Consider the following 22,691-nt stretch of genomic DNA (forward strand, 5'->3'; position numbering starts at 1 on the left):
AGTGCGCCCTCGTCTTTTTTATGCAGATAGTTGTCAGGCATCCATACGAAGCTGCCAGTGGCAGGTTCGTATGGATGAGAAAAAACGCATGTATATACATTAAGGAAGGGAAGCAAAATGGAACATCTTGTTATTACAATAGGATGCGAATATGGCGCAAAAGGAAATCAGATTGGGAAAAAGGTTGCACAGGATTTGGGCATCAAGTTTTATGACCGTGAAACGGTAGATGAGATTATCAAAGAAGTAGGAATTCCCAAGGATATTATGGAAAAGGTAGAAGAAGGAGTGACCATTGCCGGTAAAGGAGCAGAAGGTGATGTCAGGGGTTCTTTCTCCAAATACGCTGATTTGACAGAACGTGCAATTCACGTCCAGAAAACAATTATTCGAAAACTCGCAGCAAGAGAGTCCTGTGTGATTATAGGACGTTCTGCTGATTATATTTTAAAAGAACAGAAACCAATATTACGCATTTTCATTTATGCACCGGACGAAATCCGGATAAAGAATGTAATGGAAAGTCACAATCTTTCGGCAGATGATGCAAAATTGCTGATTGTGGAAAAAGATAAACGTTATCACAAAAGACATATGGCACTGACCGGAAGCAATCGTGGAGACAGACATAACAGGGATATGCTGATTAACAGCGATTTGCTGGGTGTGGATGGAACTGCACAGTTGATTGAAGAAGTAGCTGGAAAAGTATTTCAGGAATAGGAGGTAGTAAATATGGAACAGAAGAAAACAGAATTCAATAAAGTATTTAATGCCTGGGATATTCTTGTCATTGCATTTGGTGCCATGATTGGATGGGGCTGGGTCGTATCCTCCGGTGGCTGGATTCAGAAAGGCGGAGTTCTTGGAGCGGCTATCGGATTTGTTCTTGGTGGAATCATGATATTCTTTGTGGGATTGACTTATGCAGAACTTACAGCAGCCATGCCACAGTGCGGTGGTGAGCATGTGTTCAGTTACCGTGCAATGGGCTCAAATGGTTCCTTTATCTGTACATGGGCAATCGTCCTGGGATATGTCGGAGTTACCTGCTTTGAAGCATGTGCATTTCCAACGATTCTGACTTATCTCTGGCCGGGATTTTTAAAGGGATATCTTTATACGGTAGCTGGATTTGATATCTATGCTTCCTGGCTGATTGTAGCAATTATCGTTGCATTTTTAATTATGATAATAAACATTTTTGGAGCCAAAACAGCAGCTATTTTACAGACCATTCTTACTATTATCATTGGTGGAGCAGGAATTTTATTGATTGTTGCATCCGTCATCAACGGAAGTGTGGATAATCTTAACGGACAGATGTTTGCCGGCACATCAACCGGAGGTGGAATCAAGGCAGTACTCAGTGTTGCGGTGTTATCTCCATTTTATTTTATCGGATTTGATGTTATCCCACAGGCGGCAGAGGAAATCAATGTTCCACCGAAGAAAATTGGAAAAATGCTGATATTATCTGTTGTACTGGCAGTGCTGTTTTACTCGCTGGTTATCATTGCAGTAGGTCTGGTATTAAAGCCGGATGCCATTGCAGCATCACAGACAGGAACCGGTCTTGTAACCGCAGATGCCATGGCAGTAGCGTTTAAAACATCGGTCATGGCAAAAGTAATTATTGTTGGTGGAATGTGCGGAATCATTACTTCCTGGAATTCCTTTATGATTGGTGGTTCCCGTGCTTTATATTCCATGGCAGAATCCTATATGATTCCAAGAACTTTTGCAAAACTTCATTCAAAGCATAAGACCCCGTTAAATGCATTAATCCTGATGGGAATTCTTACGATGTTAGCACCGTTTGCGGGACGTGTCATGATGGTATGGATTTGTGATGCAGGTAACTTTGGATGCTGTCTTGCCTATTGTATGGTATCCATTTCATTTCTGATTTTAAGAAAGAAAGAACCGGATATGCCTCGTCCGTATAAAGTGACTGGTTATAAATTTGTGGGTGTAATGGCAGTCTTAATGTCAGGATTTATGGTATGCATGTACTGCATTCCGGGAACCGGCGGCAGCCTGATTCTTCCGGAGTGGTTGATGGTTGGAGCCTGGAGCTTGCTTGGAGTTGTATTCTTTGTAATCTGTAAAAAGAAATACAAAGAGTCCTTTGGCAGTCTGGTACAGCTTATTTCAGATGAAGATGCAGCAACATTGATGCCGGAGGCAGATGATGTGGAGCTGGATCAGGTAATCGATGTGGCAATCGACCGTGTATTGGCGCGGATGGCAGGATAATGGAATGTATAGAGTGAAGAAAGCAGAATATAGAAAAGTCGAGTAGTAAGTTCTGAAAATACCGACAGAAAATGAGAGGAAAAGCTATGAACGAATTTAATTTTTCAGTACCACAGAATATTATCGTAGGAAGAGGCTCTATGGCAAAACTTCCGGAAGTTGCAAAAAAAATGGGTGGAAAGCATGCGTTTATCATATCCGGACCGCATCTTAAGAAGATGGGACTGGTGGAGAAAGCTGCAGAATCTTTAAGAGCCGAAGGAATTTTGGTGGATGACTTTACGGATATCGAAGGAAATCCTTCCGTTACAACCGTGGAAGCAGCGACAGAAGCATTTCAGGCTTCCGGGGCAGACTTTATCGTAGCTTTTGGCGGCGGTTCTCCGATGGATGTAGCAAAGGCAGTCGGTGTAGTAGCAAAATACGGTGGAAGCATTACCGAATACGAAGGGGCACATAAAGTGCCGGGCAAAATTATTCCATTGGTGGCACTACCGACTACAGCAGGAACCGGTTCTGAGGTAACAGCATTTTCTGTAATTACTGACCACAGCAGAGACTATAAACTGACGGTATTTTCTTATGAACTGCTGCCGGCATATGCTATTCTGGACGCAGACCTGATTACAACGGCACCAGCCAGTGTGGCGGCAGCCTGCGGAATTGATGCATTTATCCATGCAGAAGAGGCGTATATTTCAACTGCGGCTTCTCCATTTTCCGATGCCATGGCAGAAAAAGCAATGGAGCTCATCGGAGAAAATATCCGGAGATTTGTGGCAAACCGCACCGATGTGGAGGCGGCAGAGGCAATGATGGTAGGCTCACTGTTTGCTGGAATTGCATTTTCTTTTGCAAGACTTGGAAATGTACATGCCATGAGCCATCCGGTCAGCGCATTCTTTGATGTGCCGCACGGAGTTGCAAATGCAGTATTACTTCCGGTAGTAGCGGAGTATAATGCCTTAGCTGACCATGGAAGATATTATAAAATTTATAATTACATCAGTGAAATTCCGGCCTATGAAGATGAATTTGAACCGATGATGTTAGTGGATGCCATCCGTTCCTTATGCAAAGCCATCGGAATTCCGGCAAATCTTACGGAAGCCATCAATCGGGCAGGCAAAACAGGAAGCATCAGCCGGGAGACCATCGAAGAGAAAATAGAAGCAATGGCAGCAGATGCCATGAAGAGCGGCAATATTGCAGTGAATCCACGGTCATCCCGTCAGTGTGATATAGAAATGTTATACCGCAAGGCATTGTAAAACAGATATCTTTATCAAAAACATCGGTTAATATCATAAAAATTTGATGCGAAAAGTTTGATGTAAAAAATTTGAAGTGGAAGTTTCAAATGGAAAGAGAGGAAAATGTATGGATTACCTGTCACACAATGTATCGGAAAATTTAAAGAGACTGCGTCAGTCCAAGGGGATGAGTCTTGATCAGGTGGCAGAGCAGACCGGTGTAAGTAAGAGTATGCTGGCACAGATTGAAAAGGGAACGGCAAATCCATCATTAGGTGTGCTTGGAAAGATTACAAGCGGACTGCGGATTGAATTTCAGACTTTGATTGAAGCTCCCCGTGTGGATTTCTGTCTGGTGAAGCCGGAAGAAATGATTCCAACCAAGGAACTGGAGGGACAGTATAAGGTCTTTACCTGCTTTCCATTTGAGGACTCCCAGTCCGTAGAAATCTACCGGATTGACGTAGAGCCGGGCGGTGTATACACCAGTGGAAGCCACGGCGAGCGGACGAGAGAATATATTACGGTAATTGACGGCGCGCTGACCATAGAATGCCATGACCACAGCCAGAAGGTGGAAAAGAGTCAGGTCTACAAATTTGAAACAGACCAGCCGCACATTTACCGGAATGAAGGAAGTGAGCGGGCAAGCTGTATGTGCTTTTTCTTAGACTATACAAATATTCGATAAATATAGCAGGCAATTGCGAAAGAGAGATAGATTTTGCACGGAAAATATTACGTTGATTCACAGAGGATTATCTTTATCCGATATGAAATGCCAACAGTTCTTAGAATGTGGGGTTTTCTTGCTTGTAAACTGTCTTTCCGCTTGCTTTGTCAGAATCGCTGCACTGTCCGTCGAGAGCAGATGCCACATAAAGCCTGCAAGGGGCACTGGGAATTTCGATATAATTATAATTTCATCTGGCAACCGGCACAAATTCACATCCATGTTCAATTGCACCTCGCTGGTACATCCCTGTACCAGCGTTGCCTGTTGCCAGACGAAATTCCAAGTGCCCCTAACAGCCCTTATCAGGCATCTGTACTTCGACGAACCGTACAGCGATTCTGACAAACATTGGAAAGACTGTTTTTATAACCAAAAGAAAACCCCGCATTTTAGAACTGTGGTATTTCGTAGCGAAAGAAAATCCACTGCGAATCAACGTAATATTATTGTGGCAACTCTTCTCAATCCCTCATTCACAATTGCCTGGAATATTTATGGAAGAAATAGAATAAAGAATATATATTTTACAAAGATTATACAAATATCAGACAAAGCAAAACTTGACTTGATTCATTCCGAGGATTAGAATGGAAAAAGAGAATGAATCAGGAGGTGAAATGCATGGACAGTTGCGATAGTACTGGGCGAAGTAGTATCTGCGGTAGCAGACAGAAGATGATTTTGGCGCAATTGGCCATGGATTTCTGATAAGAATCCAGACAGGACAATTGCTCTTTTTACGCTGGAAATGCGCTGTGTGTTTCCTGTAATTGTGAGGGTATCATCTGTGCTGCTGCTGCAGGAAAATGATGTAAGGAGGCAGAAGCAGTGGACGAGAAATTAAAAGAGCAGAATTATGTAGAAGAGTTAATAGAGATTATCCGCAGTACAAAGAGTAATGAGGAATTGCGGGATAAATTATCCGATTATCATGAAAATGATATTGCGGATGCATTTGTGCGTCTGGATGAAGAAGAACGAAAGAGATTGTACCCAATCCTGGGAGCGGAACAGGTTGCGGAAATCTTTACTTATATTGATGACCCGGATTTATATCTGAATGAATTGGATCTGGATAAAGCGGCACGGGTTATTTCCTACATGGACTCCGATGATGCGGTAGATGTCTTAGACGAACTGGATGATTCCAAGCAGGCACAGCTGGTAGAGTTGCTGGACGAGGAATCCAGTCATGACATTAAGATGATTCAGTCTTATGAGGATGATGAAGTCGGTAGCAAGATGACCACGAACTTCATTGTGATTAAGAATGATCTTACCATCCGGCAGGCTATGCGGGAGCTGATTCGTCAGGCGGGAGAAAATGATAACATTTTGACAGTTTATGTTACTGATGAAGCAGGCAAATTCTATGGAGCCATCGATTTAAAGGACTTAATCATTGCCCGTGAAAATAATGCACTGGAAGATATCATCAGCACATCCTATCCGTATTTGCGTGATCATGAACAGATTAGTGAATGTATTGAGCGAATGAAGGACTATGCAGAGGACTCCATTCCGGTACTGGATGAAAATGATGAAATCTTAGGTGTTATCACATCTCAGGATATCGTAGAAGTTGTGGATGATGAGATGGGTGATGACTACGCAAAGTTAGCAGGTCTGACCGCCGAAGAAGATTTACAGGAAACGCTGATAGAGAGTATGAAGAAACGTCTGCCATGGCTGATTATCTTGCTGGTACTTGGCATGGGCGTATCTTCTGTAGTTGGAATTTTTGAGACCGTTGTAGCCGTAATTCCAATTGTCATGTGTTTCCAGTCGCTGATACTTGACATGGCAGGAAATGTCGGAACACAGTCGCTGGCTGTAACCATTCGTGTACTGGTAGATGAAAATCTTACGTCAAAACAGAAGCGTCATCTGGTAGGAAAGGAAATGCGTGTTGGATTTATGAACGGACTTTTTCTGGGGATACTGGCATTTTCCTTTATCGGATTATATGTCTGGCTGTTAAAGAATAATCCGGTGATTCATGCGTTTATTATTTCAGGATGCGTGGGTCTTGCACTGATGATAGCAATGGTAATATCAAGCCTTGTGGGAACATTGATTCCAATGCTTTTTCATAAGATTAAGATTGATCCGGCAGTGGCATCCGGCCCATTGATTACCACAATTAATGACCTGGTAGCAGTAGTAACCTATTATGGATTAGTCTGGCTGCTGTTGATAGATGTATTGCATTTTGCATAGCATAAAACCTTAGGATGATGAGGAAATAAAGGATGAATAAAATCCAGAATATAAAAGTCCTTTTTTGGGATATTGATAATACACTGCTTGATTTTGATGCGGGAGCAGAAGATTCCATGAAACAGGCATTTGCAGATTTGGGGCTGGAGTTTAAACCGGAAATGTTTAATGTTTTTCAGGAAGAAAATCATATTATCTGGGACAAAATCGAAAAGGGTGAATTATCAAGGGAAGACCTTCCCTATGTCCGCTGGCAGATTATATTAAAACGGCTGGGATTAAAAGCCGATGGTGTGGCAATGGAGCATGTGTTCCGAAGCTATCTTCATAATAGTGCAGTGCCGGTGAGCGGTGCATTGGAAACATTGGAAGCTTTAGCAGGAAAATACATATTCTGTGCAGCAAGCAACGGACCGTATGAGCAGCAGCTAAACCGCCTGGAACGAGGCGGCATGCGTAAATATTTTACACATTGCTTTGTTTCGGAAAAGGTTGGCGTAGAGAAACCGAGCCTTCGTTTTTTTGAAAAATGTATGGAAGAATTGCCTGGAATTGAACCGGAAGAATGCCTGATGATAGGTGATTCCCTGACAGCAGATATTGCAGGAGGGCATGCTGCAGGACTTAAAACCTGTTGGTATCATCCGGAAGATGCCATAACCAATGAAAAATTAAGAGAGTTAGAGCAGCAGGCAGATTACAGAGTAGAAAAATTGGTGGATTTGACAAAAAAATTATAGCTTGGATGGGAGAGATTAACAGGAGAAAATGGAAGACAGGAAAGAAATTATAAAAATCAAAGAGCCCATATCAACTGCAAATAAGTTTCACTCTTCGGAGCTTTTTTATATTGAAGAGGCAAAATTACCGTTCTCAGCAGGAATTTATACTTTAGCGGGGTGTGCGATGCACTGGCATCATTCATGGGAAATTTTGTGCCAGTTAGAGGGTGAAGCATATGTAAGATTTGGTGGGGAGAAGATTATTTCAAGACCAGGCGACATCACGGTCATTTCTGGGGAAGAACCACATGAAACGGAAAAAATTACAAAGCGACATAAAATATTGTTGTTACAGTTTCAAATGGAACCTGTTTTACCCTATTTTTCTGTGGCAAAGGAATATCAACACATTCCAAGTATATTATTAGATCCGTTTCGAAAAGTTGGACATTTTAATTTGAGAAGTAAAAAAGTAGAATCCATTATGTGGAAAATAGAGGGAGAATATAAAAAGAAGATTTTGGGATATGAGATTCGGATACCTGCGTATATTATGGAACTAATGGTATACTTTATGCGAAATGATTATATTTGTGCCAGAAGACCTGCGACAGAAGTTATGATAGCCTTGGAAAAAATCAGACCTGCGTTGTCTTACATAGAAGAAAATTATCAAAATCATATAGAGTTACAAAATGTAGCAGAATTGTGTTGCATGAGTATGTATACATTTTGCAGAGTGTTTAAACAGGCAACAGATTATACATTTGTAGAGTATTTAAATCATATCCGATTAAAATCTGCAGAAAAATTATTGCTTTCCACAAAACTCCCCATCAGTGAAGTGGCATATGAATCTGGTTTCTCAGGATTGAGCTATTTTAACCGGAAGTTTAAGGAAGTATATTCTATGGGACCAAGCAGATACCGTAAAATAAGTGGAAATGAAGAATTAAACTGTGAGGGTTATCATCATTCCAGAATTTAAAATATAGTAGTATATAAAGGAGACGAAATATACAAAATGTGATTAGTATATTTCGTCTTTTTTTAATTAAAAATGTCTCACGCAAAATAGTGCAAAAATAAAGCAAGAATGAAATTGAATCATGAATATAAAATCGTTATATTAAAACTACAAAAAGCAAGGAGAATAAAGTAAAAGGCGCCAGGGGAGAAGAACAAAAAAGTATTAGTGTAAAAGGAGGAAAAAGAATGAAGAGATTAGTTGCAGTACTTTTGTGTATGACAATGGCAGTATCAATTACAGCTTGTGGTAACTCTGAAACAGAAAATAACAAAGTAGCAGGAACAGAAGCCGGAGATAAACCGGAAAGCATTAGCGTTATTTGTACAACCGACGAAGAAGGACTTTATGAGTATGCTGGAAAGAAGTACGAAGAAATGTATGGTGTAAAAGTAAATCTGATTTGTCAGTCCTATGATAGTACACACGAAAAAATTACTACAACATGGACCGGTGGAGGCAATGCGGATGTTTGCTATGTAGATATTCCATGGGTTGCAGAATTTGAAAGTAAGGGAGTAACCATAGACTTAAGTGAATATATGGATGAAGATGTAAAAAACAGTTTGATTGAGAGTTCGTTAAATCAGATGATTTATAATGGAAAAACAGAAGCAATTCCGTTTGCAAATGGTGGAAAATGGATGTTTTATAATAAGCAGATGTTAGCGGATGCTGGATATGAGGAGCCACCAAAAACATGGGATGAATTAAAAGAAATGTCTCAGGATATGATGGATAAAGGCATTTGCAAGTATGGTATTGCATGGGGAGCATCCCAGGCAGAAGGTTTAATTTGCGATTTGACAACCATGATATACAGTTTTGGTGGAACGTGGCAGAAAGAAGACGGTTCATTTGACGTTAACAGTGAAAGTGCAAATAATGCAGTACAGTTCATGTATGATTCTATGCAGGATGGATGGGCAGATCCGGCATCAATTACCTATACGGACAGAGATTGTTTGGATCCGTTCATGGCGGGAGACACAGCATTTGTTATGAATTGGGCTTATGTGTATGGATATGCAAATAATCCGGAAAATTCTACTGTTGCAGGAAATGTAGATGTATGTTTAATGCCTGGAACTGATAAAGCAGAAAGTGCTTCAGTGACTGGTGGCGGTGGCTTCGGAGTATTATCTACCTCAAAATATCCGGAGTATGCATATAAATATATTGAGTTATTTACGAGTGAGGATATTCAGAAATATGCTTATGAGAATTATAATGTACTGCCGACAATTGATGCATTATATAAAGATGAGAATCTGGTGGCTGAACATGAAGAGCTGGCTAAGTTTTATCCGCAGTTTGCAACAGCACATCCAAGACCTCAGCTTGCTGATTATAGTGAGTGGTCTAATACAGTACAACCATTATTTTCAGCAGCACTGTCAGGTTCAACTTCAATAGAGGATGCACTAAATCAGGCAGAAGAAGTATCAGAAAGTTTTGTGAATTAAATAGAGAATGGCAGGTAGGTAAACTGCCTGCCATTTTTAATATGAGGGTAAGAATATGAAGAGGAAGAATAAATCAAGTATATCACAAGCAAGAACTGCTTATGGAATGATTACTCCGGCCATGCTGATTATCATGGGATTAGGATTATTTCCTGTTTTGTTTACATTGTGGTTCAGCTTAAATGATGTAAATCCAGGTAGTCTTGCAACGAAATTTGTTGGATTAAAGAATTATGCAGAAGTTATGAGTACCCATGCATTTTGGAATTCTTTAAAAATTACTTTATATTTTTCAGTTGTATCAGTGATAATTCAGATTATATTGGGAACACTTACAGCATTATTGCTGAATCAAAATTTTAAGGGAAGATGCTTCCACTTGTTATCATTATGCTGCTTGCAGGACTCCAGACCGTGTCTAATGATGCAAAGGAGGCATCAATTATAGACGGGGCAAATGCATGGCAGAGATTTAAAGTAGTGTATTTTCCTGCATTAAGGCCAATGTATATAGTGGTTCTTGTTTTGCGTACAATTCAGACGATTCGAGTTTTTGATATTGTATATTCGTTGACGTCAGGTGGACCAAATGACAGTACACAGGTAGTAAGCTTTTATGCGTATCATGAAATCTTTGATTACTTACATTATGGTAAAGGTTCGGCAATATGCGTAATTATAGCAGTTGTTATATTGTTATTGAGCCTTCTTTACCTGAAAGCAGGAAAAACGGAGGATTAAGATATGAATCGAACGGTAAAGAGAAGAATAGGAAGGATATTATTATATTTGGCAGTGATATTATTGGTTCTTTGGACGCTATTGCCAATTATCTGGATGTTTATATCCAGTATCATATCAGAAAATGAATTGTTAAGTAGTGACAAAATACTGCCTACATCAATTACCTGGGAACGATACAAAATGTTATTGTGGGATAAAAATCCAACAAAACAAGTTGAAGTATTCCGAATGGCAATAAAAAACAGTTGCATTGTTGCGGGTACAACAACAGTAATTAGTCTTGTATTAGGTGCAGTGGCATCCTATGCGTTTGCAAGATTACGCTTTCGAATGAAAAAACCAATGTTATTTGGAGTAATGTTTTTTCAGCTGCTACCACCAATTGCATTGGTAATACCGTATTATATCATGATTAGCCGGATGGGGTTGCTGGATCATTTGGGAACATTAATATTAATTAATACAAATGCAGTTCTTGCCTATGTAATCTGGGTCTTGAACGGATATTTTAAATCGGTTCCATTTGAACTTGAAGAAGCAGGACGGGTAGATGGTTGTAGTTGGAATCAGGTGTTTTGGAAAATTATTATGCCGACAGCATTGCCGGGATATGTTGCAGTAGGTGTTCTTGCATTCCTTATGGCATGGGATGAATTTCTGTATGCATTAATTTTTACTACATCAAAAACTTCGAAGACATTAACGGTTGCGGTATCAGAGTTTGGAACAAAGTATGGAATTGATTATGGAATGATGATGACTGCAGGATTGCTGGCTACAGTTGTACCAATGGTATTAGCACTAATTTTCCAAAGATATATTGTAGGAGGATTAACGGCAGGAGCGGTTAAGGGTTAAGAAAAAGGAGTAAAGAATGGAACACGGATTTAAGTGGAATTTTATTGACAAAAAAGGGACTTTTGTTTGTGAAAATGCCCGGGAAGTAAATCAATTATACTTTCCTATATGCAATGAGGCTGGAATGAAAGCATCGGTGACACCCTGCTTAAATGGAGATGCCAAAAAGAATCAAAATGAATTTTTGTATCTGCCAGTTTCAGTAGAGGACTTACATAATAATCGTTCTGGAAGAAATTTCTGGGTTTATACAAAAGAGCAGGGAGCATTTTCTGTGGTGGGAAATTCTGCAAGACAGAGAGCGGAGCATTGCTTTAAAGATGAAGAAAAATGGAATAAAATAGAGTGCGGTTTGCTATATCACAGCTTGTATTATGCAATCCCTGAATTGAAATTAAACTGTATTTTTACAACGTTTTGTCCGGCAAATGAGGATGTAGTAGAAATTAACAGGGTTATTCTGGAAAATTACGGGTCAGAAATTCTGGAATTTGTGCCAACAGCGGCATTTCCTATTTTTGGACGATCGGCAGATAATTTAAGAGATCATAGACATGCAACATCACTGATGCAGAGGATAACATTGGAAGAAAACGGGATTGTTGTAAAGCCAACGATACACCATGATGAAAGAGGTCATGAACCGAATGATACAAGTTATTTTGTATATGGATCAGATGAAAGCGGGCAGGCAGCAGTAGAAATGTTCCCTACAGTAGAGGAGTTTATTGGAAAGGGAGGAACATTGGACTGGCCTGGAACAGTAGTAGAAAATAGTATACCAGAACATGATATGACATATCGGAAAGATGGTATGGAATGCATTGGCGCAATGCGTTTTGCAAAGGTACGGTTAGCACCAGGCGAGAAAAAAGAATATATTATCTGCGCTGGAATTACTGAAAAAGAAAATTTTAACAAGGAGTTTGAAAAGTATAACAGTAAAGAAAAGGTTGAAGCTGCGTGGAAACAAAATGAAGAGCATTGGAATGGAGAAGCTGACAAGATAAAATTTCAAGGCAATTCAGATAAGTTTGATGGCTGGTTAAGGTGGGTAAGTATACAGCCTGTTTTAAGAAAAATATATGGTTGTTCATTTCTTCCATATCATGATTATGGAAGAGGTGGTCGCGGGTGGAGAGATTTGTGGCAGGATTATCTGACATTATTATTACAAAATCCAATGCGGGTTCGAAGTGTTTTTGTTCATAACATGAAAGGTGTCAGACTGGATGGAAGTAATGCAACTATTATTTTGGACGGTGAGGGCAATTTTCAGGCAGACAGAAACAAAATATCCAGAGTTTGGATGGATCATGGTGTCTGGCCATTATTTACACTGTTGTTATATATGAATCAAACTGGAGATATTTCTATTTTAGATGAAGAAGTGTCTTACTGGAAAGATGCACAAATTGAAAGAGCGAAAAGGATTGACACAAATTGGAAAAAAGAAGATGGAAATAGTCAAAAGACAAAGGATGGTGAATGTTATACCGGAACAATATTAGAGCATTTACTTTTAGAAAATTTAATTTGCAGCTTAAATATTGGAGAACACGGGAATATAAAGCTTGAAGATGGAGATTGGAATGATCAGTTGGATATGGCTCCGGATAAAGGGGAAACAATACCATTTACGGCTTTTTATGGAAAAAATATATGTGATATAGCAGATTTACTTGAGATTCAAATAGAGAAAGAAGACCGAAAAACGATTTCTGTATTTGAAGAAATGGAAATACTGCTTGAGGGATTAAAGGAAAAGGAACCCCAAAAAGAAGTGGAAGTATTAAAGAAATATTATGAACACATAAGATTTGGAATAAGCGGAAAAAAGAAAAAAATACCGGTTTTAGAATTAGAAGATATGTTGCGCTGGAAAGGAAAACAATTATTACAGCAGGTCCGAGAAAATGAATGGATTGAATTATCATCAAAAGAAGGCTTTTTTAATGGTTATTATAATAATAATGGAAATGCAGTTGATGGAATTCTTGGAGATGGAAAATTGCGATTTGGATTGACAGCCCAGACCTTTTCTATTATGTCAGGGGCGGCGACGGATGAACAGGTTCAAAAAACAATACATGCTGTAAATAATTATCTTCCGGATAAAAATACCGGAGGAATCAGGCTGACGTTACCATTGGGAGATAATACCTGGAATTTTGGAAGAGGATTTGCACTTATTTATGGAGAAAAAGAAAATGGTGGCATGTTTAGCCATATGACAACTATGTATGCTTATGCGTTATATAGCAGAGGGTATGTAAGGGAAGGTTATCAGATTATAAAATCTATTTATGAACTTTCTACAAATACACAAATAGCACAAATATATCCTGGTGTGCCGGAGTATATCAGTAGCAGAGGAAGGGGAATGTATTCTTATGTTACTGGTGCAGGAAGCTGGACAATTTTTCTAATGCTGACACAGGTATATGGTGTGAGGGGAAAGCTTGGAGACTTATTAATTGAACCAAAACTAGTAAAGGAGCAGTATGATTCCGGTGAAGTTTTAACAGTAGACACATTATTTGCGGAAAAAGAAGTATGTGTTTCTTTTTATAACAGAAAATATTTGGATTATGGAGAATATCAGTTGGGAGAACTTAGCATAAATGGAGAAGTATGGAAGAATCAGATAAATAGTACCTCTGTTGTGCTACATCAGGCTGAACTGGAAGAAAAGCTTATAGCAGGTAGGAAAAATCAAATTTGTATCGAATTAGTGGAAAGGAAGGGATGATGTGATGGAACTTAAATTTCCGGTGGGATTAGAAAAAAATGAAGTTTTAATAGAAAGGGACGGAATAAAAATAGAAGTACCGTGGCCGGTTCAGATTCAGATTTTAAAGGAAAGAAATAAGAAAGCAAAGTATGATGTTATAAGAAGTGAAAAAAACATTCATATTGCAGAAGCAGACGTAGAAGTAAATAAAGAAAATAGATTTCATATTATTGATATGTGGGAACAAAATACAAATAATATAAAACTGAGTAGAAAGGTGGCCTGTATTTCAGCAGAAAAAGAGACTGCTATCCGGATATCTACGGAATTCCATTGTAAATCAAAACATGCAAAAAATTTTGACGATTATCAATTTGTAATACCGGGTGCTTTTTATAATAAGAATGATACAGATCAGAATGGACAGGATGATTATCTTGGAACTTTTGAGCAGGATTATAAGGATGATAGAAATCCAAATTTGTCAGTGACAGGATTTGCAAAAAATGACAAGCAATTTATTTCACTAATTCGGGCAGATATTCCAAAGGTGGATACTACAATAACCAGAAAACAGATAGCAGAAAGGCATTTTGTTCATAATACAGATATTGGATCCCTGGGAATTGCACCATCTGCAAATAGAATGGAAGAATTTTTGTTACGTTGTGATTATCCATTTTATGAGAGAAATTCATTTTGCTTAAATGTAGATGGATCGGAGTGGGCTGCATATCGAAAGATAAAACAGGGAGATGAATTGGAAGTTTCATATATCCTGCAGTTTGGAGAAGCTGAAAATCTGACAGAAGCATCGTGGAAGACGAGCGTATTTCAGATGGAACGAATTCTTAATGATGATATCAGACATCCATTTAGTCTGGAAGAAACAATACCATACAGAAGAGACTTATTACACAATAGCTTTAGAGATTTTCCAGAAAAGAAAAATCATCCTTGTGGTTATGTGTGCCATTTCTCACCAAGAGAAAAATATGGAAATCAGAATGTACTGGAATATGGATTTTCTGGAAATCAGACTATGGTTTGCTATGAAATGCTTCGGGCTGCAGAAGAAACAGGAAAGGAAGAATATAGGGAACGGGCATTAAAAACAATACAATTTTTTGTGGAACACTGTATTGCAGAAAGTGGTTTGCCGAATGCAATGTACAGTGTAGAAAAAGAAGAATTTGTTTATTGGTGGACTGGCGTATTAATGCCATTTCAGTATTCGGAAAACAGGAAAGAATTAGAAAAATTTCTGGGAAATCAGGTCGTAGGTGCAATGATGGGAATTGCAGAAAAATTAAAAGGAACAAAAGGAAATTATTGCCGGACTATGACGGAGGCTATGTATTATTTAATGCTCTGTTTTCTGGAGGAAAAGGAAAATGGAACATTACATAAAGACTGGCTGGATGTAGTGGTTGCATTTTGTGATAAAATGATTGAAATTCAGAATACAGATGGCTCCTGGTATCGGGCATATACGATGGAAGGTACTCCAATGACATATCCGGAAGAATGGTTTGGAAGTAATGTGATAGAGCAGGGGTCAGGAACAATTTTTCCGGGAGAAGTATTAGCATTAGTACATGAATACACCGGTAATGAGAAATATAGAAGTGCATTGTGTAAAGCTACTGATTTTATTATGGAACATTATGTAGAAGATGTTTTATATCTGGGAGGATTAAATGATACAACACATAAAAAGTCTGTAAAGATAGATGCTGTTGGAGTAATGTATAATATGCGGACATTGTTGTTGGCATATGAAACTACCAAAAAAGAACGATATTTGTATGGCGCAAAATCAGCAGCACAGATTCTTGCATCATGGACTTATCTTTGGGATATTCCGTTTGATGAAAATACACTTCTTGGAAAGAATGATTTTGGAACAACTGGCTGGGCAGGGTGTGATGTTATTCCGGGATGTAGCTATGTGGACGATGAATTTGTAGAATTCGTACCAGATTTAATGCGAATTGCAGAGTATAGCGGGAATAAAAAACTGGCTATATTGGGAAAAATTGTAACATTAGGAATGCAGCACGGTTTATCTATGCCACAAAGAATGTATGGATATACAATGCCTGGAATTCAGTGTGAAGGATTTCTGACATCCTTATGGCTTTCTGATACAGATGATTTGGAATTTTCGGGAGCTGTAGCAAAAAATAAAGGAGATGATAATGATACTTGTAATGGACTGATAAATGGTCAGGCACTTTACAATCTCGATTCATTAAAAAGAAGATATCACACATTAGAGTTTGATAAAATAATTGAGCAGATATTTGCCGAGTAAAGTTATAATGCCTCATAGACATTTTATGCGTCTATGAGGCATTTTCTATAGAAGTCGGTATCGTGCCGATTAGTATCAGCAGTGCTCCCGGAATTTCAAAAGGAGTCAGAGTTTCGTGCAAAAGCAGAACAGCAAAGATAACAACCGATAGTGTTTGACAGAATAAGCAGTGTTCATTACAATGTTTTTAGAAAAAAGAAATGGGGGAACAGAGATGTTGGAATGTGAAATTGAAATCGGAAAAGAAGAGCAGGATGCGCTGCTTGAAATCGCTTTGAATTCGAAGGAGTATCGAAAGAAAAGAAAAGTGGAAGCAATAAAATTTTCAATTCTGATTGTAGCTTGTATTTTGATTATAATATGGAGAGTAACAAATAGCGATACAAGGCTTGTTGTACTTTGCTCACTCCTGGCTGCATATAGTCTTTTTATGATATGCGGAGGAAGCAAGCTGATGCAGAAGACGGTATTAAAGAAATCTGTTACAGCAATGGATAAAGAACTAAAATCCGGTTATCGGAAGTATACTTTCAGTGAAGATGGAATTCTTTTAAAATCAGAAGTTTCAGAAGGAAATACTGCTTGGACACTTTATAAGGATTGGGAAATCTATGGAAATTACATCTGCATCAGGAATCTGTCGAATGAAAATGTTCTTGTAAAACAGGATAAATTGTCGGCAGAAGAGAGGACATGGCTGATTGATTTACTGACCCGTCATCTGGGAAAAGCAGTAAATGAGAAATGAATGGAAAGAAAATAAATAAAAAATAGACGAAAAGAAAATGGGGGAACAGAGATGTTAGAATATGAAATTGAAATCGGAAAAGAAGAGCGAGACGCGCTGTTGGAAATAACTTTGCAATCGGATGGATACCGGAAGAGAAGAAAAGTGGTAACGATTACTTCTGTGATTATGTGCATAATCTGTCTGCCGTCCGGAATGTTAAGCTTTATGCTTGGCAGGGCAGAAATGGGTTCACTTTTTATGATTCTTTGGGCAGCTTTTCTATATTTTGCATGCGGCGGGAAAAAGGTACAGCAGAGAGCAAGACTTAAGAGATTTTATGCAAATGCACAGAAGGCACTGGTAAGTGGCCACCGCAAGTATATTTTCAGTGAAGAAAGCATCAGCATAAAATCAGAAATAGCGGAGGGTGTGAATCTGTGGACTGCCTATAAGGACTGGGGATTCTATGAAAATTATATTTATATCAGAAATCTGTCCAATCAGGTGATTCTGGTAAGGCAGAGCGAGCTGTCAGCAGAAGACCATGCATGGCTGGTGGATTTGCTGACCCGTCATCTGGGCGCAGCGCTGGCTTAGAGGAAGCAGAATGAAATGGTGGAACGGAATCTTACTACAGGAAGTGTATTTAAAAATGTAATTATATTTTCGCTACCATACCTTTTATCTTATTTTTTACAGACATTGTATGGAATGGCAGATTTATTTATCATCGGGCAGTTTGAAGGAGTTGCCAGCACTACGGCGGTATCCATTGGCTCACAGGTCATGCATATGATAACAGTTATGCTGGTGGGACTTGCCATGGGAACAACGGTCAGCATCGGACAGGCGATTGGAAGCAAAGATAAGAAACGGGTGGCAGAAGGAATTGGAAACACGGTAATCCTATTTATGGGAGTTGCCCTTGTGCTGATGACGGTGCTGCTCTTGCTGACAAAACCAATTGTAACAGTAATGTCTACACCACAGGAAGCAGTAATGGGAACGATATCCTATCTTACCATCTGCTTTATCGGGATTCCTTTTATTACAGCATATAATATTATCAGTGCAATTTTCCGTGGTATGGGTGACAGCAAGAGTCCGATGTACTTTATTGCCATTGCATGTGCGGCAAATATTGTCTTGGATTATGTATTTATCGGCGGTCTGCATCTTGGACCGGCAGGTGCAGCTCTTGGAACCACTTGTGCCCAGGCAATCAGTGTAGTTATTTCCCTGTGTATGATTATCAGACAGCGGAAAGAATTCTCTTTTAGCAGAAAAGATTTCAGACCGAACCGAAATGTAATGGGACAGATTTTAAAAATCGGTATTCCCATTGCGTTGCAGGACGGTTTCATTCAGGTGGCATTTATGATTATCACCATCATTGCGAACCAGCGTGGATTAAATGATGCAGCGGCTGTGGGAATCGTGGAAAAGATAATAAGCTTCCTGTTCCTGATTCCGTCCTCCATGTTATCAACAGTATCTGCACTTGGTGCACAGAATATCGGAGCGGGAAAGAGGCAGCGTGCCAATGAAACACTGCGCTATGCTGTGATGATTACAGTGGGCTTTGGAATTATCGTAGGAATCTTCATGCAGTTCTTCGCCAGTCCGGTGGTGGCGTTATTTACAGATGCATCGGATGCATCAGGAGCGGAAGTGGTACGTCTGGGAGGTCAATACTTAAGGGGATATGTCTGGGATTGCATGTTCGCAGGAATTCATTTCAGCTTCAGCGGATATTTCTGTGCCTGCGGCAAATCCGGCATCTCATTTTTACATAATATCATTGCAATTACACTGGTAAGAATTCCGGGCGTTTATCTGACTTCGACTTTATTCCCGGATACCTTATTCCCAATGGGACTGGCAACGGCAGCAGGCTCCCTGCTTTCCGCAATCATCTGTGTTGTTGCATTTACAATCTTAAACCGGAAGGAAAAATCATGAAGCCGTTAATTTTGTTTGCACTGCCAGTACTGTTTGGTTGCAGCTATTAGCCAAAAATGAAAAAAGATTGATTTTGGCTAATAAAAACACCAGTGATTTAAAAATGTAAATACGAGGAAGGCTTGCATAATTCCTCCTGTTTTCCACATACTACCCATACAGCACAAAAATGGAAAGTATGTAGGAAACAGGAGGAATTTTTAATGAAAGCAACAGGAATTGTACGTAGAATAGATGATTTGGGGAGAGTTGTAGTGCCAAAGGAAATCCGCAGGACACTGCGCATCCGGGAAGGTGACCCGCTGGAAATCTTTACAGACCGGGAAGGTGAGATTATTCTTAAGAAATATTCACCGATTGGAGAACTGAGCCAGTTTGCCGGACAGTATGCGGAGAGCCTTGCGCAGAGCACCGGGCATCTGGTATGTATTACCGACCGGGACCATGTGATTGCGGCTGCAGGAAACGGAAAGAAGGAATTCGAAGGAAAACCAATCAGCAGGCAGTTAGAGGAACTGATCGAAGACCGGAAAAATATTCTTGCACAGCAGGGAGACAGCAAATTTGTACGAATTACCTTAGATGATACCGGTAACTATCATGACCAGGCAATCAGCACGATTATCTGTGAAGGAGATGCCATCGGAGCAGTTGTTTTATATGAGAAAAATGAAACTGCAAAAATGGGAGAAACCGAAAGCAAGCTTGCTATTACAGCGGCGGGATTTTTAGGAAGACAAATGGAACAGTAGCCTTGTATCTTTTTATGGAACAGTGTAAAATAGAGCAATACGGAGGAAACCCATGTCCCATAAAGAGAAGAAAAAAAGGAAAAAGAAATACCGTGGTTTCTGGCTTTTTGTAAAGCTGCAGATAGTTCTGGTACTTCTGGTAATCGGCGGGCTGGCGTATTACTATTTTGGCGGGTATGCCAGTCAGGTCAGTGCCATGCATGAAGAGGCAGTCCGGTTTGTAAAAGAGTCAACGAAGGACACATTCCGGGCGGAGCAGACCAGCCAGGTTTATGATGTGAATGGAACGAGAATCATGTCACTTCGTGGCACCAAGGATGTAAGCTATCTGACCAGTGATGAGATACCGGAAGAAGTCAAAGAAGCCATGGTCAGTATAGAAGATAAAAAATTTTACAGTCATGGCGGAATTGATTTTAAGGCAATTATCCGTGCAGTCTGGGCGATGGTGCGTAATGGAGAAGTAACCCAGGGCGGAAGTACCATTACGCAGCAGCTTGCAAGAACCATTTTCCTAAATAATGACAGAACGTGGCAGCGAAAAATGGAAGAAATTTTCATTGCCACAGAGCTGGAAAAGAAATATACCAAGGATGAAATCTTAGAGTTTTATCTTAATAATATTTATTTTGGAAATGGATATTATGGCATTCAGGCGGCGAGCCGGGGATATTTTGATACAGATGTTTCATTTTTGTCATTGTCCCAGATGGCATATCTTTGTGCGATACCGAATAATCCGACGATGTATAATCCTTATAAGAACCCGGATAATACGTTAGGAAGACGTGACCGCATTTTAAAAAACATGTATGAAGATGGCAAAATCAGCCGCAGGGAATATAAGGATGCCAGACAGGAAACGATTGTACTCAGCACAGCAGAGCCAACAAAGCGTTATGATGCGGTAGAGACCTATGCCTGCTATTGTGCAACACGGGCATTGATGGAGCAGCAGGGTTTTGAATTCCGGACAGATTTTTCTTCGGAGGAAGATCGAAAGACCTATGAAGATGCCTATCAGGAGCAGTATAAAACCTGCGAACAGTCTCTTTATACAGGAGGCTATAGAATCTATACTTCCATTGATTTAAATATGGAAGAGCAGCTTCAGAATGCAGTGGATGAGAAGCTGCAGGATTTTACCGATGTCAATGAAGAGGGCATTTATACATTGCAGAGTGCGGCAGTATGCATTGACAATGAGACCGGTTTTGTAAAGGCAATTGTAGGCGGCAGAAGTCAGGAATATGACGGGCATATGCTAAACCGCGCCTATCAGAGTTACCGGCAGCCGGGCAGTGCCATCAAACCGTTGATTGTATACACACCGGCGTTGGAGCGGGGCTATACCCCGGATACTGTGGTGGAAGATGCACCGATTGAGGATGGACCGGAAAATGCCAGTGGCAGGTATCTTGGCAGCGTAACCTTGCGTTATGCAGTAGAAAATTCCATTAATACAGTGGCGTGGAATCTTTTGGAAGAGATGACTCCCGTTACAGGAATTTCCTATCTGAAGGAGATGAATTTCGCAAAGCTGTCCCCGGAGGATGAAAGACCGGCGGCATCCCTGGGTGGATTTACCAATGGAGTCTCTCCGGTAGAAATGGCGGCGGCTTATGCCACCATAGAAAATGATGGAAAATACCGGGAGCCTACCTGCATTGTAGAGATACAGGATGCAGACGGAAATGCAATCTATCAGAAAATTGTCGATGAAAAGCAGGTTTATAAAACCAATGCAGCCCGTTGGATGACCAATATATTAGAGGGTGTTCTGACACAAGGAACAGCAAAGGGACTGGCATTGTCCGAGACTGCCAGTGCAGCGAAAACAGGAACCACCAATTCCAATAAGGATGGCTGGTTTGTAGGCTATACAAAGTATTACACCACCAGCGTCTGGGTTGGATATGATATTCCGGCAGAACTTCCAGGACTGACAGGAGCCAGCTATCCGGGAGAAATCTGGTATGATTATATGGAAAATTTACATAAAGAATTACCGTATGCAGATTTTGTGGCACCTCTTGGCACAGGCAATGATGCTGATGCGGAGAGTGACACAGATGTGACAGAGGGTAATGCAGCAGAGAATGATACCGTAGAGAATGACACTACAGGAGATAATATAGCTCCGGCAGAGGAAGAAAGGCGATAATATGGAAAAGAAAGCTGATTTAAAGACAATGACCTGGAAACAGCGGATCGGATTTGTCTGGGACTATTACAGACTTGTAATACTGGCAGCAGTTGCAGTGATTATTTTGATTGGTATGACGGTACATCATTATATGACCACAAAGGAAGATGTTTCCCAGATTGTATTAGTAAATGCAAAGAGTATGCCGGCAGATGAAGAACCGGATTTCTCAGAATTCATGGAGCAATATGGATATGATACAGCAGCCCAGGAGGTTGTGGTAAATGATGCATATTATGTGGATTTAACCAGCACAGATACCAGTAATCTCTATTCCTATCAGTCCCTGCAGACAGTGATTGCAGGCGGTGGAGTAGATGTTTTGGGTGCCGATGAAATGGTTTTTGAAAATCTTGCCCAGTCTGGTGCCATAGCAGATTTGACGCAGTACTTTTCCAAAGACGAGCTGGAACAGTTAAAGGATTATATCTTCTATGTAGAGGATAAGGACACCGGAGATACTTTTGCAGCAGGCATCCGTCTGGGAGCCGGAAGCTGGCCGGTTGAACACGGTTATTATGAAAAGGAATGTATTCTTGGAATTGCCCTTGGCTCCGAACATAAGGAAGCAGCGGAGCAGATGTTCCGTTATTTGCTGGAAAAATCCAATTTAGACTAAAGAAAGCGCAAGATATAGACGATATAAAAATGAGAAATGGTACATTGTGTATATCTTGCGGAAAAATCTTGCGAAAGATGACAAAA

At 40.0% G+C, this 22,691-nt stretch carries 19 protein-coding genes; all 19 read left to right on the forward strand.

All coding sequences use genetic code 11. The annotated features are described in order from the left end of the window. The first annotated feature begins 117 nt into the window (after positions 1-117). The 19 genes from DWV68_RS00455 to DWV68_RS00545 all read left to right on the forward strand — a co-directional run bounded on the left by DWV68_RS00455 (position 118) and on the right by DWV68_RS00545 (position 22,605). Positions 118-723 (forward strand): cytidylate kinase-like family protein, encoded by a 606-nt coding sequence (locus DWV68_RS00455; protein ID WP_022243674.1) that lies wholly within the window; start codon positions 118-120, stop codon positions 721-723. A gap of 12 nt (positions 724-735) precedes the next feature. Continuing rightward, entirely contained in the window at positions 736-2,259 is a 1,524-nt protein-coding gene (locus tag DWV68_RS00460) for an APC family permease (protein ID WP_118664691.1), read from the forward strand. Positions 2,260-2,345: 86 nt separating this feature from the next. Continuing rightward, positions 2,346-3,530 (forward strand): iron-containing alcohol dehydrogenase, encoded by a 1,185-nt coding sequence (locus tag DWV68_RS00465; RefSeq protein ID WP_118664693.1) that lies wholly within the window; start codon positions 2,346-2,348, stop codon positions 3,528-3,530. Positions 3,531-3,639: 109 nt separating this feature from the next. Then, positions 3,640-4,203 (forward strand): helix-turn-helix domain-containing protein, encoded by a 564-nt coding sequence (locus DWV68_RS00470; protein ID WP_022243671.1) that lies wholly within the window; start codon positions 3,640-3,642, stop codon positions 4,201-4,203. A gap of 873 nt (positions 4,204-5,076) precedes the next feature. Further along, the gene (mgtE, locus tag DWV68_RS00480) at positions 5,077-6,468 is read left to right on the forward strand and encodes a magnesium transporter (protein WP_118664695.1); all 1,392 of its coding nucleotides are present in this window, start codon (positions 5,077-5,079) and stop codon (positions 6,466-6,468) included. 32 nt (positions 6,469-6,500) lie between these two features. Continuing rightward, the gene (locus DWV68_RS00485) at positions 6,501-7,208 is read left to right on the forward strand and encodes a YjjG family noncanonical pyrimidine nucleotidase (protein ID WP_022243669.1); all 708 of its coding nucleotides are present in this window, start codon (positions 6,501-6,503) and stop codon (positions 7,206-7,208) included. 28 nt (positions 7,209-7,236) lie between these two features. Next, a complete protein-coding gene (locus DWV68_RS00490) occupies positions 7,237-8,178 on the forward strand; it encodes a helix-turn-helix domain-containing protein (protein ID WP_117697219.1) in 942 nt (313 codons plus the stop codon). A gap of 227 nt (positions 8,179-8,405) precedes the next feature. Beyond that, positions 8,406-9,683 (forward strand): extracellular solute-binding protein, encoded by a 1,278-nt coding sequence (locus tag DWV68_RS00495; protein WP_117697217.1) that lies wholly within the window; start codon positions 8,406-8,408, stop codon positions 9,681-9,683. 55 nt (positions 9,684-9,738) lie between these two features. Continuing rightward, a complete protein-coding gene (locus DWV68_RS14505) occupies positions 9,739-10,131 on the forward strand; it encodes a carbohydrate ABC transporter permease (protein WP_197420803.1) in 393 nt (130 codons plus the stop codon). Then, complete coding sequence (locus tag DWV68_RS00500; RefSeq protein ID WP_243089423.1) at positions 10,074-10,424, forward strand: carbohydrate ABC transporter permease; 351 nt, start codon at positions 10,074-10,076, stop codon at positions 10,422-10,424. The genes DWV68_RS14505 and DWV68_RS00500 overlap by 58 nt, the downstream gene beginning before the upstream one ends. A 3-nt stretch (positions 10,425-10,427) precedes the next feature. Next, positions 10,428-11,285 (forward strand): carbohydrate ABC transporter permease, encoded by an 858-nt coding sequence (locus tag DWV68_RS00505; protein ID WP_022243665.1) that lies wholly within the window; start codon positions 10,428-10,430, stop codon positions 11,283-11,285. A 124-nt stretch (positions 11,286-11,409) separates the two neighbouring features. Then, positions 11,410-14,037, forward strand: a complete 2,628-nt coding sequence (locus DWV68_RS00510; RefSeq protein WP_197420786.1) for a GH36-type glycosyl hydrolase domain-containing protein — start codon at positions 11,410-11,412, stop codon at positions 14,035-14,037. A gap of 4 nt (positions 14,038-14,041) precedes the next feature. Continuing rightward, on the forward strand, positions 14,042-16,336 hold the full coding sequence (locus DWV68_RS00515; RefSeq protein ID WP_147404523.1) for a hypothetical protein: 2,295 nt from the start codon (positions 14,042-14,044) through the stop codon (positions 16,334-16,336). A 214-nt stretch (positions 16,337-16,550) separates the two neighbouring features. Next, complete coding sequence (locus tag DWV68_RS00520) at positions 16,551-17,084, forward strand: hypothetical protein (RefSeq protein WP_147404524.1); 534 nt, start codon at positions 16,551-16,553, stop codon at positions 17,082-17,084. A 51-nt stretch (positions 17,085-17,135) separates the two neighbouring features. Continuing rightward, a complete protein-coding gene (locus tag DWV68_RS00525; RefSeq protein ID WP_117946103.1) occupies positions 17,136-17,663 on the forward strand; it encodes a hypothetical protein in 528 nt (175 codons plus the stop codon). Positions 17,664-17,678: 15 nt separating this feature from the next. After that, entirely contained in the window at positions 17,679-19,028 is a 1,350-nt protein-coding gene (locus DWV68_RS00530) for an MATE family efflux transporter (RefSeq protein WP_330419920.1), read from the forward strand. Positions 19,029-19,231: 203 nt separating this feature from the next. Beyond that, complete coding sequence (spoVT, locus tag DWV68_RS00535) at positions 19,232-19,780, forward strand: stage V sporulation protein T (RefSeq protein WP_022243657.1); 549 nt, start codon at positions 19,232-19,234, stop codon at positions 19,778-19,780. A 52-nt stretch (positions 19,781-19,832) separates the two neighbouring features. Beyond that, positions 19,833-21,944, forward strand: coding sequence for a transglycosylase domain-containing protein (locus DWV68_RS00540; RefSeq protein ID WP_118664705.1), 2,112 nt, complete (start codon positions 19,833-19,835; stop codon positions 21,942-21,944). A 1-nt stretch (position 21,945) separates the two neighbouring features. Further along, the gene (locus DWV68_RS00545) at positions 21,946-22,605 is read left to right on the forward strand and encodes a hypothetical protein (protein ID WP_117841423.1); all 660 of its coding nucleotides are present in this window, start codon (positions 21,946-21,948) and stop codon (positions 22,603-22,605) included. Positions 22,606-22,691 lie beyond the last annotated feature (86 nt).

The sequence above is a fragment of the Roseburia sp. AF12-17LB genome, from assembly GCF_003479605.1.
GTDB classification, from domain to species: Bacteria; Bacillota; Clostridia; order Lachnospirales; family Lachnospiraceae; genus Roseburia_C; species Roseburia_C amylophila.

Bases quoted from the DNA above. Each gene is read 5' to 3' on its own strand.
- DWV68_RS00530 (WP_330419920.1), top strand. From the start codon at position 17,679: ATGGTGGAACGGAATCTTACTACAGGAAGTGTATTTAAAAATGTAATT.
- DWV68_RS00520 (WP_147404524.1), top strand. From the start codon at position 16,551: ATGTTGGAATGTGAAATTGAAATCGGAAAAGAAGAGCAGGATGCGCTG.
- spoVT (WP_022243657.1), top strand. From the start codon at position 19,232: ATGAAAGCAACAGGAATTGTACGTAGAATAGATGATTTGGGGAGAGTT.
- DWV68_RS00460 (WP_118664691.1), top strand. From the start codon at position 736: ATGGAACAGAAGAAAACAGAATTCAATAAAGTATTTAATGCCTGGGAT.
- DWV68_RS00490 (WP_117697219.1), top strand. From the start codon at position 7,237: ATGGAAGACAGGAAAGAAATTATAAAAATCAAAGAGCCCATATCAACT.
- DWV68_RS00485 (WP_022243669.1), top strand. From the start codon at position 6,501: ATGAATAAAATCCAGAATATAAAAGTCCTTTTTTGGGATATTGATAAT.
- DWV68_RS00545 (WP_117841423.1), top strand. From the start codon at position 21,946: ATGGAAAAGAAAGCTGATTTAAAGACAATGACCTGGAAACAGCGGATC.
- DWV68_RS00515 (WP_147404523.1), top strand. From the start codon at position 14,042: ATGGAACTTAAATTTCCGGTGGGATTAGAAAAAAATGAAGTTTTAATA.
- DWV68_RS00540 (WP_118664705.1), top strand. From the start codon at position 19,833: ATGTCCCATAAAGAGAAGAAAAAAAGGAAAAAGAAATACCGTGGTTTC.
- DWV68_RS00525 (WP_117946103.1), top strand. From the start codon at position 17,136: ATGTTAGAATATGAAATTGAAATCGGAAAAGAAGAGCGAGACGCGCTG.
- DWV68_RS00500 (WP_243089423.1), top strand. From the start codon at position 10,074: ATGCTGCTTGCAGGACTCCAGACCGTGTCTAATGATGCAAAGGAGGCA.
- DWV68_RS00455 (WP_022243674.1), top strand. From the start codon at position 118: ATGGAACATCTTGTTATTACAATAGGATGCGAATATGGCGCAAAAGGA.
- DWV68_RS14505 (WP_197420803.1), top strand. From the start codon at position 9,739: ATGAAGAGGAAGAATAAATCAAGTATATCACAAGCAAGAACTGCTTAT.
- DWV68_RS00465 (WP_118664693.1), top strand. From the start codon at position 2,346: ATGAACGAATTTAATTTTTCAGTACCACAGAATATTATCGTAGGAAGA.
- DWV68_RS00470 (WP_022243671.1), top strand. From the start codon at position 3,640: ATGGATTACCTGTCACACAATGTATCGGAAAATTTAAAGAGACTGCGT.
- DWV68_RS00495 (WP_117697217.1), top strand. From the start codon at position 8,406: ATGAAGAGATTAGTTGCAGTACTTTTGTGTATGACAATGGCAGTATCA.
- DWV68_RS00505 (WP_022243665.1), top strand. From the start codon at position 10,428: ATGAATCGAACGGTAAAGAGAAGAATAGGAAGGATATTATTATATTTG.
- DWV68_RS00510 (WP_197420786.1), top strand. From the start codon at position 11,410: ATGAAAGCATCGGTGACACCCTGCTTAAATGGAGATGCCAAAAAGAAT.